The sequence below is a fragment of the Dyadobacter alkalitolerans DSM 23607 genome (assembly GCF_000428845.1).
Classification (GTDB): Bacteria; Bacteroidota; Bacteroidia; order Cytophagales; family Spirosomataceae; genus Dyadobacter; species Dyadobacter alkalitolerans.
In genome coordinates this window covers 70,164-84,191 of the sequence record NZ_KE386806.1, presented here as the reverse complement: position 1 = coordinate 84,191, position 14,028 = coordinate 70,164, and the positions used below count along the sequence as shown (strand labels likewise).

At 45.2% G+C, this 14,028-nt stretch carries 12 protein-coding genes; 8 read left to right on the top strand and 4 right to left on the bottom strand.

The window, feature by feature from the left end; all coding sequences use genetic code 11:
• Positions 1-117: 117 nt before the first annotated feature.
• A complete protein-coding gene (locus G395_RS0127495; RefSeq protein ID WP_026632930.1) occupies positions 118-1,950 on the top strand; it encodes an LTA synthase family protein in 1,833 nt (610 codons plus the stop codon).
• Between the two features lie 37 nt (positions 1,951-1,987).
• On the top strand, positions 1,988-3,319 hold the full coding sequence (mtaB, locus tag G395_RS0127490; protein ID WP_026632929.1) for a tRNA (N(6)-L-threonylcarbamoyladenosine(37)-C(2))-methylthiotransferase MtaB: 1,332 nt from the start codon (positions 1,988-1,990) through the stop codon (positions 3,317-3,319).
• 82 nt (positions 3,320-3,401) lie between these two features.
• Here mtaB and G395_RS0127485 read toward each other — a convergent pair whose 3' ends face one another.
• From G395_RS0127485 to G395_RS0127475, 3 genes are all read right to left on the bottom strand, one after another.
• A complete protein-coding gene (locus G395_RS0127485; RefSeq protein ID WP_026632928.1) occupies positions 3,402-4,721 on the bottom strand; it encodes an ammonium transporter in 1,320 nt (439 codons plus the stop codon).
• Positions 4,722-4,768: 47 nt separating this feature from the next.
• Positions 4,769-5,971 (bottom strand): porin, encoded by a 1,203-nt coding sequence (locus G395_RS0127480; RefSeq protein WP_026632927.1) that lies wholly within the window; start codon positions 5,969-5,971, stop codon positions 4,769-4,771.
• Between the two features lie 346 nt (positions 5,972-6,317).
• On the bottom strand, positions 6,318-6,665 hold the full coding sequence (locus tag G395_RS0127475) for a 4Fe-4S binding protein (protein WP_026632926.1): 348 nt from the start codon (positions 6,663-6,665) through the stop codon (positions 6,318-6,320).
• A 127-nt stretch (positions 6,666-6,792) separates the two neighbouring features.
• Between G395_RS0127475 and G395_RS0127470 the strand changes: the two genes are divergently transcribed.
• Positions 6,793-7,815: an acyl-CoA reductase gene (locus G395_RS0127470; protein ID WP_026632925.1), complete on the top strand. Its 1,023-nt coding sequence runs from the start codon at positions 6,793-6,795 to the stop codon at positions 7,813-7,815.
• On the opposite strand, the gene G395_RS30770 is transcribed toward G395_RS0127470, so the two are convergent.
• Positions 7,812-8,642, bottom strand: coding sequence for an alpha/beta hydrolase (locus G395_RS30770; protein WP_035362238.1), 831 nt, complete (start codon positions 8,640-8,642; stop codon positions 7,812-7,814). The two genes, G395_RS0127470 and G395_RS30770, sit on opposite strands and share 4 nt — an antisense overlap.
• A gap of 119 nt (positions 8,643-8,761) precedes the next feature.
• Between G395_RS30770 and G395_RS0127460 the strand changes: the two genes are divergently transcribed.
• The 5 genes from G395_RS0127460 (at position 8,762) to G395_RS0127440 (ending at position 14,004) form a co-directional block, all read left to right on the top strand.
• Positions 8,762-9,469: an esterase family protein gene (locus tag G395_RS0127460; protein WP_026632924.1), complete on the top strand. Its 708-nt coding sequence runs from the start codon at positions 8,762-8,764 to the stop codon at positions 9,467-9,469.
• 20 nt (positions 9,470-9,489) lie between these two features.
• The gene (locus G395_RS0127455; RefSeq protein WP_026632923.1) at positions 9,490-10,740 is read left to right on the top strand and encodes an ATP-grasp domain-containing protein; all 1,251 of its coding nucleotides are present in this window, start codon (positions 9,490-9,492) and stop codon (positions 10,738-10,740) included.
• 22 nt (positions 10,741-10,762) lie between these two features.
• The gene (locus tag G395_RS0127450; protein ID WP_026632922.1) at positions 10,763-11,863 is read left to right on the top strand and encodes a carboxylate-amine ligase; all 1,101 of its coding nucleotides are present in this window, start codon (positions 10,763-10,765) and stop codon (positions 11,861-11,863) included.
• A 112-nt stretch (positions 11,864-11,975) separates the two neighbouring features.
• Complete coding sequence (locus G395_RS0127445; RefSeq protein WP_026632921.1) at positions 11,976-12,818, top strand: type 1 glutamine amidotransferase; 843 nt, start codon at positions 11,976-11,978, stop codon at positions 12,816-12,818.
• Positions 12,811-14,004, top strand: a complete 1,194-nt coding sequence (locus tag G395_RS0127440; RefSeq protein WP_026632920.1) for a hypothetical protein — start codon at positions 12,811-12,813, stop codon at positions 14,002-14,004. Before G395_RS0127445 ends, G395_RS0127440 begins: the two co-directional genes overlap by 8 nt.
• Positions 14,005-14,028: the final 24 nt, after the last annotated feature.

Genomic DNA, 14,028 nt, shown 5'->3' with positions numbered 1-14,028 from the left:
CAAAATTATTTATTTAAAAGTACGAACAACAATTCCGGGCGACATTTTCACATTTAACCTCATTCCATACGGCAGGTTGGCGCATTTTTCAGAACTTTGCAGATTCTCTCAGACACAATGCGCAAAAGATTAGAATTTATTGCTCTTTACGGGATCACCTGGATCGTTCTATTCCAGTTTTTCCGGATCATATTTCTCGCTTATCATTTTAAGAAAACCCTTGAACTGCCTCCTTCTCTTTGGGTTAGCAGTGCCGCGCACGGATTACAAATGGACATTTCCTTTGCCGGCTATATATTGCTCATTCCCACATTGCTGGTCATGTTTACGGCCAGAAAATGGCGCTGGTTTGCCAAAACGCTTTCTATATACAGCATCATTGTCTCATTTGCAATCGTTTTGCTCGTTGTTACCGACCTGGAACTGTTCCGGGCATGGGGATTCCGCATTGACGGCACATCCTTACATTACCTGAAAACGCCTACGGAGGCCATGGCATCCATGGGTGCCGCGCCGGTGGTTCCGCTTTTAATGCTGTTCGCGTTGCTGTTTATATTGGTTTGGAGGCTGTTGCAAACGATTATCAGGCGAAGCACTTCGGCCTTTCAGCAAACGGGTTTCGTTTATACCATTCCGGTTTTTCTGGTTTTAACTGCCAGCCTGATCATTCCTGTTCGCGGGGGTCTTCAACTGGCCCCTATGAACGAAAGCGCAGTGTTTTTTAGTGATAAAAGTTTCGCAAATTATGCCGCTGTGAATGTTCCCTGGAATTACATGAGCTCGCTGATCAATGCGACTTATCAAAAGAAAAACCCCTTCAAATATTACGAAGAAAAGCAGGCGGACGACATGGTAAAGACGCTGTATCACGCCGACAGCACTTCGGAAAAGGTTGTTAAGGAGGGAAAAATCAATGTGGTGGTGCTCATTTGGGAAAGCCAGACAGCCAAGGTTGTTGGCAGTTTGAATGGTGTTAAAAATGTAACGCCGCAGTTTGATCAGCTTGCGAAGGAAGGACTGCTTTTCACTAAAATGTACGCAAGCGGAAACCGCAGCGACAAGGGAATGGTTGCGATTCTGAGCGGCTATCCGGCCCAGCCAACCACCTCCATCATTAAGATTCCGAAAAAAACGGCAACGCTGCCGTCATTGCCAAAAATGTTTCATAAAAACGGCTGGTCTACTTCCTTTTATTACGGAGGTGAAACCGAATTTGCCAATATGAAATCCTACTTTTTGCAACAAGAATTCGACCGGATCATTGATAAAAACGATTTTGATAAAAAAGACATGAATTCAAAATGGGGTGCGCATGACCACATTGTTTTGAACCGCTTACTGGACGATCTGGACAAACAGAAAGAGCCTTTTTTCTCCACGCTTTTCACATTAAGCAGCCACGAGCCGTTTGAAGTGCCGGTCAAAACCGCCATCCCCGGCAATGATCCCGAGCATTTGTTTTTAAATGCACATCATTATACGGACGCCTCTATCGGGGATTTTATTAAAAAAGCAAAAACAAAATCCTGGTGGGATCACACGCTGGTGATCATTATCGCCGACCACGGTCACCCGCTTCCGGAAACGGACAAATCAAAACCCGCCGAATTTCACATTCCTATGCTCTGGCTGGGCGGGGCACTGGAAAAACAAAGTGCAAAAGTGGATTCGCTCTGCTCGCAAACGGACCTCGCCGCGACCTTATTGAACCAGTTGCATATGCCTTCGGGTTCTTTCAACTGGAGCAACGATATTTTTGCTAAAAACCGCACGCCTTTTGCCTACTTCGCATTTAATAATGGATTGGGCTGGATGAAACCGGGCGGGTTTCTGGTGCGGGACAATATTGGTGGCAACATTATTGAAAAATCAGGCGCGCTGACGCCGGAAGAAGAAAAATTGGGAAAAGCATATTTACAGTCTTCTTTCAATGATTATTTAAAGCGTTGAAACTAAAAGGTGTAATTTTGCAGAATATTTGAAAACAATGAAAAAAGTCGCTTTCTATACATTAGGCTGTAAACTGAATTATTCCGAAACATCGTCCATAGGAAGGATGTTTGAACAAAAGGGATATCAAAAGGTTGAGTTTAATGAAACACCTGATATTTTCATCATCAACACATGCTCCGTTACAGAGAACGCGGATAAAAAATGCCGCAAGATTGTCAGGGAAGCCCAGAAGATCAATGCGGATGGTTATGTGGCCATCATCGGTTGCTATGCGCAATTGAAACCAAGGGAAATATCTGAAATCCCGGGTGTGGACGCTGTTTTGGGTGCAGCAGAAAAATTTCGCCTGGTCGAACTTATTGACACATTTGAAAAGACGCCGCTGGGTCAGCCTGCTCAGGTGATTGCGTCTACCATCGACCATGCCATTGAATATCACACGTCTTATTCCCTGAATGACAGAACGCGGACGTTTCTCAAAGTGCAGGATGGCTGCGATTACCCCTGCTCCTACTGCACCATTCCATTGGCCAGGGGCAAAAGCCGTTCCGACAGCATAGCGAACATTGTGGATGCTGCTCGGGAAATTGCTGCCAGGGACGTGAAGGAAATTGTTTTGACAGGCGTCAATATCGGTGATTTTGGCTTACATAATGGCGAACGCAAAGAGACTTTTCTGGATCTGGTGAAAGCCCTGGATGAGGTGGAAGGCATTTTACGATTTCGCATTTCGTCTATCGAACCAAACCTGCTCACGGATGAGATCATCGAATTCGTAGCGCGATCCAAGCGCTTTGCGCATCACTTTCATATTCCGTTGCAATCGGGTTCCAACACCATTTTGGGGTTAATGAAGCGTCGCTACAAACGCGAGCTTTATGCAGAGCGCGTTGCGAAAATCAAATCGCTTATGCCTGAATGCTGCATTGGCGTGGACGTTATAGTGGGCCACCCTGGCGAAACGCAACAGCTATTTGAAGAAAGTTATCAGTTTTTGAATGAGCTGGATGTTTCCTACCTGCACGTATTCACCTATTCGGAAAGAGAAAATACGGCGGCTTTAAGCATCAGGCCGATTGTTGCGAAGAATGTAAGGGCGGATCGCTCGAAAATGCTGCATATCCTGTCAGAAAAGAAAAAGCGCTTCTTCTACGAGCAGCAAGTCGATAAACAGGGATTGGTTTTATTTGAAGACGAGATTCAGAACGGCCAGATGCTTGGTTTTACAGACAACTATGTGCGCGTCGCTGTGAAATATGATCCGTTACTCATTAACGAAACAAAAGCCGTGCGATACGGCCACATTAATGATGCAGGCTTCATGGAAGTGACTGAATTGGAAGAAGAAGTTTTGATCCATTCCTGACTATAAGAGCATAACAAACGATTATATAAAAGCAAAGCCCGCAACATTCCGGGCTTTGCTTTTATATAATCGTTGAGAAAAATTACGCTTCTACAAGAAACTCATCGTGCTGACTTACATCCAATCCAGCTTTTTCGTCTGACTCAGATACACGTAGCGGCAAGATAAGGTCTGTGATTTTAAGCAACAGTAAAGAGCCTCCGAATGCGAACACGGATACACCTACCAAAGCAATCACGTGATTGATGAACAATGTTGTTTCACCGAAAGCAAGACCTTGATCCGTAACCAGTGAGTTAACACCGCTTGTTGCGAACACGCCTGTCATCAGCATACCAACCATACCGCCTACACCGTGGCAAGGAAACACGTCCAATGTATCATCCAAAGTAGAACGGGTGCGCAGGTGAGCAACGTAGTTACTGATTACAGCAGCAATTGTTCCGATGAAAAGAGAAGCAGGAACCGTTACGAAACCAGCAGCAGGCGTAATAGCCACAAGACCTACCACCGCACCGATACAGAAACCAAGCGCTGACACTTTTTTACCTCTTGCAACATCAAATAAAACCCATGAAAGACCAGCCGCACCAGCAGCAGTATTCGTAGTAGCGAAAGCAGAAACTGCCAGAGGAGACGCTGAAAGCGCTGAACCTGCATTGAAACCGAACCAGCCGAACCAAAGCAAACCTGTTCCCAAAAGAACGAAAGGAATGTTAGCAGGAGGCAGTACGTGATCTTCCAACAATGATTTACGTCTTTTCAGATAAAGCGCACCAGCCAAAGCAGCCCAGCCCGCAGACATGTGAACAACAGTTCCACCCGCAAAGTCAAGCACACCCATTTTGAACAGGATGCCATCCGCATGCCAGGTCATGTGTGCCAATGGAGAATAAATAAAGATGCAGAACAGGATGATAAACAACACGTAAGAGCGGAAGTTTACGCGTTCAGCCATAGAACCAGTTACAAGTGCAGGCGTGATAACCGCGAACTTCATCTGGAACATTGCGAACAAAGCGAAAGGAATTGTGCCCCAAACCGGACCGTCCAATACGCCTTTGAACATGAAGTGCGTCATTGGGTTACCAATAAACCCGCCAAAGTCGTCACCAAATGCAAGACTGAAACCAATTACAACCCAAAGGACACTGATCACGCCCATTGCAATGAAGCTTTGCAGCATGGTAGAAATCACGTTTTTGTTATTCACCATTCCACCGTAGAAGTAAGCCAGACCAGGCGTCATGAGCAATACAAGCGCAGCAGACACAAGTAACCAGGCGGTGTCACCCGAATTAATGCCTTCCGTCACGATCTGCGTCGGAACATTGGGGATGAAGGCACCAAGAATACTGATTACAAGCAGGATAATCAGTGGAATGTAATTACGTTTTTCCATTTTAGTAAATTGTTATTATGGGTAGATTAAGAAGGTATGTGATTGAATTAGAATTTGTAAATGAATGCAAGTCCGAATGTAGTCTGGCTGTTTTTGGTCCACTCGCCATTCTTATCTTCGAATTGCTGCGCTTCTGTTGCACCGGTTACTTTTGGATATGTATCCAGACGGAATTCGGGTTTTACCAGGATATGTCCATCCGCAAGGCTGATGTTACCGGTTAGCGTAATTGAATTAACACTTGTTCCCATGCCGGCAGGTGTAAGCAAGCCGCGCACGCCGCTGTCATTGTTGAAGTATTCGTAACGCGCACCGATTCCGAAGTTGTCAGTCAATGCTGTGTTGGCGTAAACCGCTACACCACCCCAGGTTTCTGTGTCGGCAGGTCCGCCTGCACCCTGGTAATCTCCTTTTTGGCTTCCGTATGCAGCATTCAGTCCAAGCAGGAATTTCTCAGTGATCTGGAAACTTGTGGTGAGGTCGAAAACCTGGTAGAAAGCAGATGGCTCTTTGAATGTAACCGAGTCCGGATTAGCCTCGTTGCTTCCGATGTAGTTCACATATACGTTCCAGTTTGCGACAGGCTGGAAGTAAAACTGACTGATGATCCCTTTTTTGCGGTTGTTATCTCCAAGTCCGTCCACATTGTTCACAACGCCCACCATTAAAGAAGCCTTGTCTGAAAAAGCATAAGTTGCTTTCAAACCGGCGTGGTAGAATGGTCCGTTGTTGAAAAGATTAGAAAGTGAGTAGTTGAAGTTGGCCGGTGCGTCGATCACTTCATATCCGATGTTGGTGCCGAATTGTCCGGCCGTCATCGAAAACTTGTCTGTGAATTTATAGGTAAAATAAGCCTGCTTGATAGCGAGTGCGGTGCTGAACAAAGCATTTCCATAATTACCCATGTTCGCATTAGGACCGAATGTCAGGTCAACAACGGCTTCTGACTTTGCATTGGTGTAGGCAACTCTTGTTTGTACAAGTCCCAAAGAAAACTGACCCGAACGCTGATCAAAAACCCGTGCATTGCTTCCTCCCATATTAGAACGTGAAGCGGGTTTATTGAAATTGGCCATGTAGTAGGAATCAAGATAGCCCGAAAACGCAAACGCGCCCTTCGCATCCTCCTCATCCTTCGCCTCTGTAACCATTAATGTATCAGCCTTGGCAGCTTTCTTGTCTTCATTTGACTTCGCAAAACCCAAAAATGATACCATTAAAGATAATACTGTACAATAGACTTTTTTCATAATTATATTCTGTTAAGTAAATATCACTATCCGGCTCGATTGATGAATCAAATATTATATATAAATTGTATTAATCAAATAACTGAACAGAAATTTATCTTAAAAAACACAATTATCACATTTTTCTACACAGATTTCTTGTTTTATGAACATAAAATAGACTGTTTTGCAAAATCTGTCTAAATATTTAAATTCTGTGAAAGTATAGATATACAAAATTTTATAAATTATAGTATACGACAGGAACGTAGATTTTTTATGATAAAAGTGCCATTTACGTTTGGTCAGGGCACAAAAAAAGCCCCGCTGCTGGCGGGGCTTCAAAATCTTATTTGGTTAGCAGGTGCTACTCACCATGCATCCATGCCTTTTTGGCAAGTAATGTATCTTCTTCCTCTTCATTCTCAGGATCCGGAACGCAGCAATCGACAGGGCAAACCGCTGCACATTGTGGCTCTTCATGGAACCCTACGCATTCCGTACATTTGTCTGAAACTATATAATAGAATTCGTCAGAAACCGGCGACTGCTTTTCCTTACCGCTTACAATGGTTCCATCGCCGAAATCCACCTCGTCCAGACTTGTCCCATCTCCCCAGGTCCACTCCACACCTCCTTCATAAATTGCTGTGTTAGGGCACTCTGGCTCGCACGCCCCACAATTTATGCATTCATCGGTTATCATTATAGCCATATCGCCGGATTGTTTATATTTGTTGCTATTTCTTCTGTTAGAGTAACAAATATAACTATTTATAGTTTCCCAACAATCAGAAAAATAAAAACGAATACCTAATTTAACTTTTCAGCGTTCAGTCAGAATGATATCGAGAGCCCAGCGGATCAATGCATTTATAAATCTTGGAAAATTCATCACAAACCCTCAAAACGAACCGGTAATTGAAGAGTGGTTCGCCCGCGCCAACAGCAGGAACAACTGGTTCACCCCCGAAAACGTAGCACGTTCCCTTAATGCAATCGCCCATCAATTTCTGAATCCGGACAAGCTGAATGCTTGGGCCTCACAATATCCGGAGCCCGTATCTTCTCAAAAAATAGGCGTTGTAATGGCCGGCAACATTCCGGCGGTGGGATTTCATGACGCATTATCCGTCATCATCAGCGGACATATACTAATGGCGAAACCGAGCTCAGACGACCATATGCTTATTCATGCCCTGCTGGATAAGCTTATGGAGATTGAACCGGGACTTAAAGAGCACATTCAATTTGTAGAGCGACTGAATGATGCAGATGCTTACATTGCCACCGGAAGCGACAACACGGCGCGTTACTTCCATTATTATTTTGCCAAAAAACCCAACATTATCCGTCGAAACCGGACATCCGTAGCCATCCTGACCGGCGATGAAAATACGGAGGAACTGGCGGCGCTAGGGCGTGATGTGCTGCAATATTTTGGCCTGGGATGCCGCAATGTCTCTAAGCTTTTTGTTCCCGCCGGATATGATTTTACCAAGTTTTATGAATCCATTCAAGGCCTGGATAAGACCTATTTGCATCACCACAAATACTTCAACAACTACGAATACAACAAGTCGATCTTCCTGGTAAACCGGGTGCCGCATTACGATAACGGTTTCCTGCTGCTGACGGAAAGCAAAGCGCTCGTTTCCGCTATCAGCGTGCTGCATTATGAAACATATGAATCACTTACGGACATTGAAGCGCCATTGACCGACCAGGCAGAAAAGATCCAGTGCGTGGTTACTAATGGCGATATCGCATTGCCAGGACTCATCCCATTTGGCAAAACGCAGGAGCCGGGCTTGTACGATTATGCGGATGCCGTCGACACTATGGCGTTTTTAGCAGAATTCTAATTTTCTGTTTTCTTCTTACATCCAGCTTTATTGTCCGAAGCCCACCTCAGAAAACCGGGGAGCGCTTCGGACCAGGTTTTAAGGTTATGCTCGCCAAAAGCGATCTCCGTGTAAAATACATCGCGGTTCCAGGTGTAACCTTTCTTTTCCAGCTCGGCAATGCATTCCAGCGTATCCTGAATCGAATCTATAACGCCGTCACCATCGCGATCGTCGTATTCATCCAGCGAACCACATTGAAACCAGAATTGGAGATCCGGTTTAACGCTGGCATTACGAAGCTGCGCGTGCATGATGCGGTCGGAATCGCTGTAATCATCGTGCAATGCTCTTTTTCGCCACCATAATGCACCGGAAAATATGCCTGCTTTGGCAAAAATCTGCGGATTATTCCAGACAATGGCCAAAGCCATCAACCCGCCCAGCGAAAAGCCTGCGTAAGTAATGCGTTCTTGCAAAATGTTGTAATCGGCATGTAAATGCGGGATTAATTCTCTGACTACAAAGTCCGAAGTGGCATTTGCCCTGTTTCCCCGCCCTGCATAGTCCGCCTCAGCGGCAACACCATATTCGAAAATGCGGTTGTCATTGGCATGGATGCCAACAACCAGAACAGGATCGGATTCCCCGGTCGATTGCAAATCTGTCAGGATCGATGCCATCCCAAGTCCTTCAAAATCCTGGCCATCATTAAATAAGACCAGCGGATAACGCTTCGAACGATCATAATCTGAGGGCAGAATGATAGTAATCACAACCTCTCTTTCCAGAAAGACAGAAAATACATTTTTGACAATGGTATGAACAGGATTGGTGTCGAAACTCAAATCAGCGCGATTGAAATAGTTGTATTAAGAGCCCGCAAGTTAATAAATGCCTATAATTTGCTTCCGTTAATTTGTTTTGTATATTTCAATATCAATGGTTTTACCTAAATAACCTCCTTTTGGAAGAGAAGCATATCACCTATTATTCGCATCATCTGGACAGAAATGTGGACATGCTCGTTTATGGTAACTGGGGCTATCCGCTCCTGCTCTTCCCTACCACGCTCGGGCGCTATTACCAGGCCAAAGATATGGGCCTGATCGAAGCTGTGAGCGGATTGGTGGAATCTGGAAAATACAAGATATACTGTGTGGATTCCATTGACGCCGATTCCTGGTACGCCAAACATTTAAATCCGCAATACCGGGTGCTGAACCACATTCAGTATGACAAATTCCTGCATAACGAACTGGTGCCCTATATAATGAGTGAGTGCAATGTCGGCAAGATCGGTGTGGCCGGATGCAGCTTTGGCGGGTTTCACGCTGCAAATTTTGCATTCAAACATCCCGACCAGGTTGCCTATATGATCAGCATGAGCGGCGCCTTCGACATCCGCAGCTTTACCGACGGCTTTTACGACGACACAGTTTACTTCAACAACCCTGTTGATTTCATGCCGAACGAACAAGGATGGCGCTATGGCCATATGAAAATCGTTTTGGGGACTTCGGACTGGGATATTTGTCTGGATAGTAATTTAAAGATGTCCAAAATCCTCAATGACCAGGGCATTGAACATTGGCTCGATATTAGAGGGTGGGAAAAACACGATTGGCCGCTGTGGAACAAAATGTTCCCGGAATACCTTTCGCGGATTATGTAAATACAAAACAAAAACCGGATATGAAAAAAATAGGCATTTTGTTTGGAATGGAAAACACTTTCCCGAACGCATTTATTGAAAGAGTGAATAGCAAAGACAGCGGCTTCATCGCAGAAGCCGTGACGATTGACAAAGTAGTACAAGCCGATCCGACTGAGTACGCGGTGATCATTGACCGGATTTCTCAGGATGTGCCTTTTTATCGTGCATATCTGAAAAACGCCGCATTATCAGGCACGGCGGTCATTAATAACCCTTTTTGGTGGAGTGCCGACGAGAAATTTTTCAATAATGCACTGGCCGAGAAAATCGGAGTTCCGGTGCCAAAAACGGTGCTGATCCCTTCCAAACAGCGCCCTGATAACACAACCGAAACATCCTTCCGCAACCTGGCATTTCCGATGGCCTGGGAAGAAATATTTGAATACATTGGCTTTCCCGCCTATATGAAACCACACGACGGAGGTGGGTGGAAAAGCGTTTATAAAGTGGTAAATCCGCATGATATGTGGCATAAGCACGAGGAAACCGGCCAGTTGGTAATGATGCTGCAAGAAGAAATCGAGTTTACCGACTATTTCCGTTGCTACTGCATTGGCCAGAAAGACGTGCTGATCATGCCTTATGAACCGAGAAACCCACATCATTTACGCTACGCAGCCGAAATGAAGGCAACCGGCGAAGAAGGGGAAAAATTATTGGAAACAATAAGAGATTATACATTAAGATTAAACATTGCGCTGGGCTACGATTTTAACACCGTAGAATTTGCCGTGCGGGATGGCATCCCTATCGCCATCGACTTTTGCAATCCTGCTCCCGATGCCGACATTTATTCCGTAGGTCGCGATAATTTTGAATGGGTGGTAGAAGCTGCCGCTAATCTGGCCATTGAAAAAGCCAAAGCACATGTGCCTGGCCAAACCAACCTGACATGGGGAACATTTGTAAAGGATGCGATAGGCGCTCCCGCAAACATGGGTGCTCCCACAAGCATGAATGCTGCTGAGAACACAAGCGCTTCTGCAAGCATTGACGCTCCTGCGGACAGCACCCCGGTAAGCGCTACTGCATCCGCAGAGACTCCGCTGGCAGCCCCGGCTTCTGCCAAAGAAGTGAAGGTGAAAGCCATTACGCCAAAGAAATCGTCAAAGCTTGTGGAGGACAAAGGCAACCAGCCCGTTCCGAGCGAGCCGACGCCCAAAATCCCAACCAAAAAAGCGGCTGCTACCAAAGCGCCTGCCGCCAATTCTAAATTGAAAAAACCTTAAACCAACCACTTACGCACGCTTTATGGCCACTTTCACGCTGGGAATTGAAGAAGAATTTCAGACCATCGATCCTGTGACGAGGAATCTCAGGTCGCATATGTCAAAGCTTGTTGAGGACGGAAAGATTACGCTGAAAGAGCGTGTGAAAGCCGAAATGCACCAGGCTGTTGTGGAAGTAGGCACCAACATTTGTCATAACATTCAGGAGGCGCGTGAGGAAGTTACCTATCTGAGGAAGATGATCCTGGACCTGGCTGATAAGCAGAATTTGCAAGTCGCCGCAGCCGGAACACACCCGTTCGCAGACTGGGTCGACCAGCTCATTACAGATGATCCCCGCTATGACGAAATTATCGATGAAATGCGCGACGTAGCACGCGGCAACCTGATTTTCGGGTTGCACGTGCACGTTGGGATTGAAAATCGGGACGAAGCCATTCAGATCATGAATGCGGTGCGATATTTCCTGCCGCATATTTATGCATTGTCAACCAATTCGCCGTTCTGGTGCGGTCGTAACACGGGTTTCAAGTCTTACAGGTCTAAGGTTTTTGATAAATTCCCCCGAACCGGCATACCGGATTCGTTTTCAAGCGCAGCCGAATACGATGAATATGTCAATCTGCTGATTAAGACCAAATGCATTGATAATGGTAAAAAGATCTGGTGGGACATTCGCGTCCATCCGTTTTTCGACACCATTGAATTCCGCATGTGCGACGTTCCTATGCGTACGGATGAGACCATTTGTCTGGCTGCTATTATGCAGGCGCTTGTTGCCAAAATCCATAAGTTGCATCGAATGAACCTGACATTCAGGCCCTATCACCGCATGCTGATCAATGAAAACAAGTGGCGGGCTGCGCGTTACGGCATCCACGGCAAGCTCATCGACTTTGGTAAGCAGGAGGAAGTGGAATACAAGATGCTCGTCGTTGAGCTCCTGGAATTTATAGACGATGTTGTCGACGAGCTGGGAAGCCGTAAAGAGATCGACTATATCCATCAAATTATGGCTATGGGAACGGGCGCTGACCGTCAACTGGCTGTTTTTGAGCAAACTGGAAGTATGAATGCTGTGGTGGATTACATCGTTTCTGAAACACGAATCGGGTTAGATTGAGGCATCTTTTTCGGCTCGCGGCGAACTATTAGCGGGTCAGGTTGTTAACCATATTTACTCTATTTATTACAAATAATGCTAACGGCTGACGTTAAATAAGCAGCTTTTTAAGATGAACGATAACAAAAAACATTTCCGGATTGCCATTCTGGATATGTACGATGGTTTCGAAAACGAGGGAATGCGTTGTATTAAGAAGATTATAACTGCATTCGGTGAGCAGGAATCTTTGGACGTTGCCTACACTGTTTTTGATGTCCGACAAAAATTGGAGATCCCCGGATTGGATTTCGACGCATATATTTCAACTGGCGGCCCTGGTAACCCATCGCCGGTCGGCGCGGCCTGGGAGAAAAAATTTTTTGGGTTTTTGGATCAGATGCTGCGGTTCAATGCCAGCAGGCATAATAAGGTAAAAAAACACCTTTTCTTAATTTGTCACTCATTTCAAATGGCCTGCATTCACTGGCAACTGGCGAGCGTGAGCAAGAGACGGAAAACTTCCTTCGGCACATTTCCTGTATATAAATCTGCTGCTGGGCGTAAGGATCCTCTTTTAACAGCTCTGGCTGATCCGTTCTGGATCGTTGATTCACGCGATTATCAGGTTACACAGCCTAATCAGTTCGCTTTTGATGATCTGGGCGCTAAGCTGCTTTGTTTAGAAAAAATCAGGCCGCATGTGCCGCTGGAACGCGCTGTAATGGCTATCCGTTTCTCAAAAGAGATCGTAGGAACACAGTTTCATCCGGAGGCAGATGCCGAAGGCATGCTCCGTTACTTTTTGCGCGAAGACAAAAAAGCCGCAATCATCGCCAATCACGGTGAAGCGAAATACAATGATATGATCATGCATTTGAATGATCCGGACAAGATTATGATGACTGAATCTGTGATCATTCCCGCGTTTCTTAAAAATGCTTTGAACAAAACTTTTATGCCTGCATATGCATAAGCAAGCGCGCGAAGCATTCAATGACTCTTTCACCGGGGATAAATATGAAAAATTCGTAAAGTCATTTGATCTCGATTTCCCCGGACAACTTGATTTTCGCGTAGCCGAAACCCCGATATTTGTTCCGAAAGATTTGCTCGAAAAGATCAACATCGCTTCGGAGCAAATTATCAAAACATTGCGTTCGCCCGAATTTCTAAGTCAAACAGAAAGGGCCGTTCCAGCCGACCAAGCTGTGCCTAATGAGAATGAGCACACATCTTTTCTGGCTATCGACTTCGCCGTTTGTGAAGATGAGACAGGAAATCTAGTTCCGCAATTAATTGAATTACAAGGCTTTCCTTCCCTATTCGGCTATCAGGCTTACTTGTCCGAAAACTTCAAAAAGCATTTCGACATTCCTGAAAATTTCACTTACTGCTTTGGCGCTGATTCGTATGCAGCTTATGTTGAGAAACTAAAAGATTTGATCCTGGCTGGTGAAAAACCTGAAAATGTCATTCTCTTGGAGATCTTTCCAGAAAAGCAAAAGACGCGCGTCGATTTTGCGGTAACAGAAGCAATGCTGGGCATCAAGGCTGTTTGTTATACCAAATTAATTAAAGAAGGAAAACATCTGTTTTACGAAGAGAGTGGCAGAAGAATTCAGGTTAAAAGGATCTATAACCGGCTCATATTCGATGATCTGCTCAACTATTCCGACCTGCAAACGAGTTACCGTCTTACGGACGATGTAAATGTAAGCTGGGTGGGTCATCCCAACTGGTTTTTCAGGATCAGCAAGTTTTCGATTCCCTTTCTCCAAAGTGCATACATTCCGGAAACGCGTTTTGTAAGTGATTATAAAGGCAATTTTCCTACTGATCTTGAAAATTACGTTTTGAAGCCCCTTTTTTCATTTGCTGGCTCAGGCGTACAATTGCACATTACAAAAGCAGATTTAGCAGCATTGCCGGATCCGGAAAACTATATATTACAGCGAAAAGTGACCTATGAACCAGTCATTCAAGCGCCGGATGGATTGGTTAAATGTGAAATCCGCATGATGTACGGCTGGAATGACAATGCGGAAAAACCGGAATTGTTCATTGCGCTGAGCCGGCTGAGCCGGGGCGAAATGATCGGGGTTCGCTATAATAAGGATTTTACGTGGGTTGGCGGAAGCGCAGCCTTTTTCGAAAAGTAAATTAAGTTTTATAAAATTAAATAA

Coding starts and splice junctions, on each gene's coding strand:
- G395_RS0127495 (WP_026632930.1), top strand. CDS start 118: ATGCGCAAAAGATTAGAATTTATTGCTCTTTACGGGATCACCTGGATC.
- mtaB (WP_026632929.1), top strand. CDS start 1,988: ATGAAAAAAGTCGCTTTCTATACATTAGGCTGTAAACTGAATTATTCC.
- G395_RS0127485 (WP_026632928.1), bottom strand. CDS start 4,721: ATGGAAAAACGTAATTACATTCCACTGATTATCCTGCTTGTAATCAGT.
- G395_RS0127480 (WP_026632927.1), bottom strand. CDS start 5,971: ATGAAAAAAGTCTATTGTACAGTATTATCTTTAATGGTATCATTTTTG.
- G395_RS0127475 (WP_026632926.1), bottom strand. CDS start 6,665: ATGGCTATAATGATAACCGATGAATGCATAAATTGTGGGGCGTGCGAG.
- G395_RS0127470 (WP_026632925.1), top strand. CDS start 6,793: ATGATATCGAGAGCCCAGCGGATCAATGCATTTATAAATCTTGGAAAA.
- G395_RS0127455 (WP_026632923.1), top strand. CDS start 9,490: ATGAAAAAAATAGGCATTTTGTTTGGAATGGAAAACACTTTCCCGAAC.
- G395_RS0127450 (WP_026632922.1), top strand. CDS start 10,763: ATGGCCACTTTCACGCTGGGAATTGAAGAAGAATTTCAGACCATCGAT.
- G395_RS0127445 (WP_026632921.1), top strand. CDS start 11,976: ATGAACGATAACAAAAAACATTTCCGGATTGCCATTCTGGATATGTAC.
- G395_RS0127440 (WP_026632920.1), top strand. CDS start 12,811: ATGCATAAGCAAGCGCGCGAAGCATTCAATGACTCTTTCACCGGGGAT.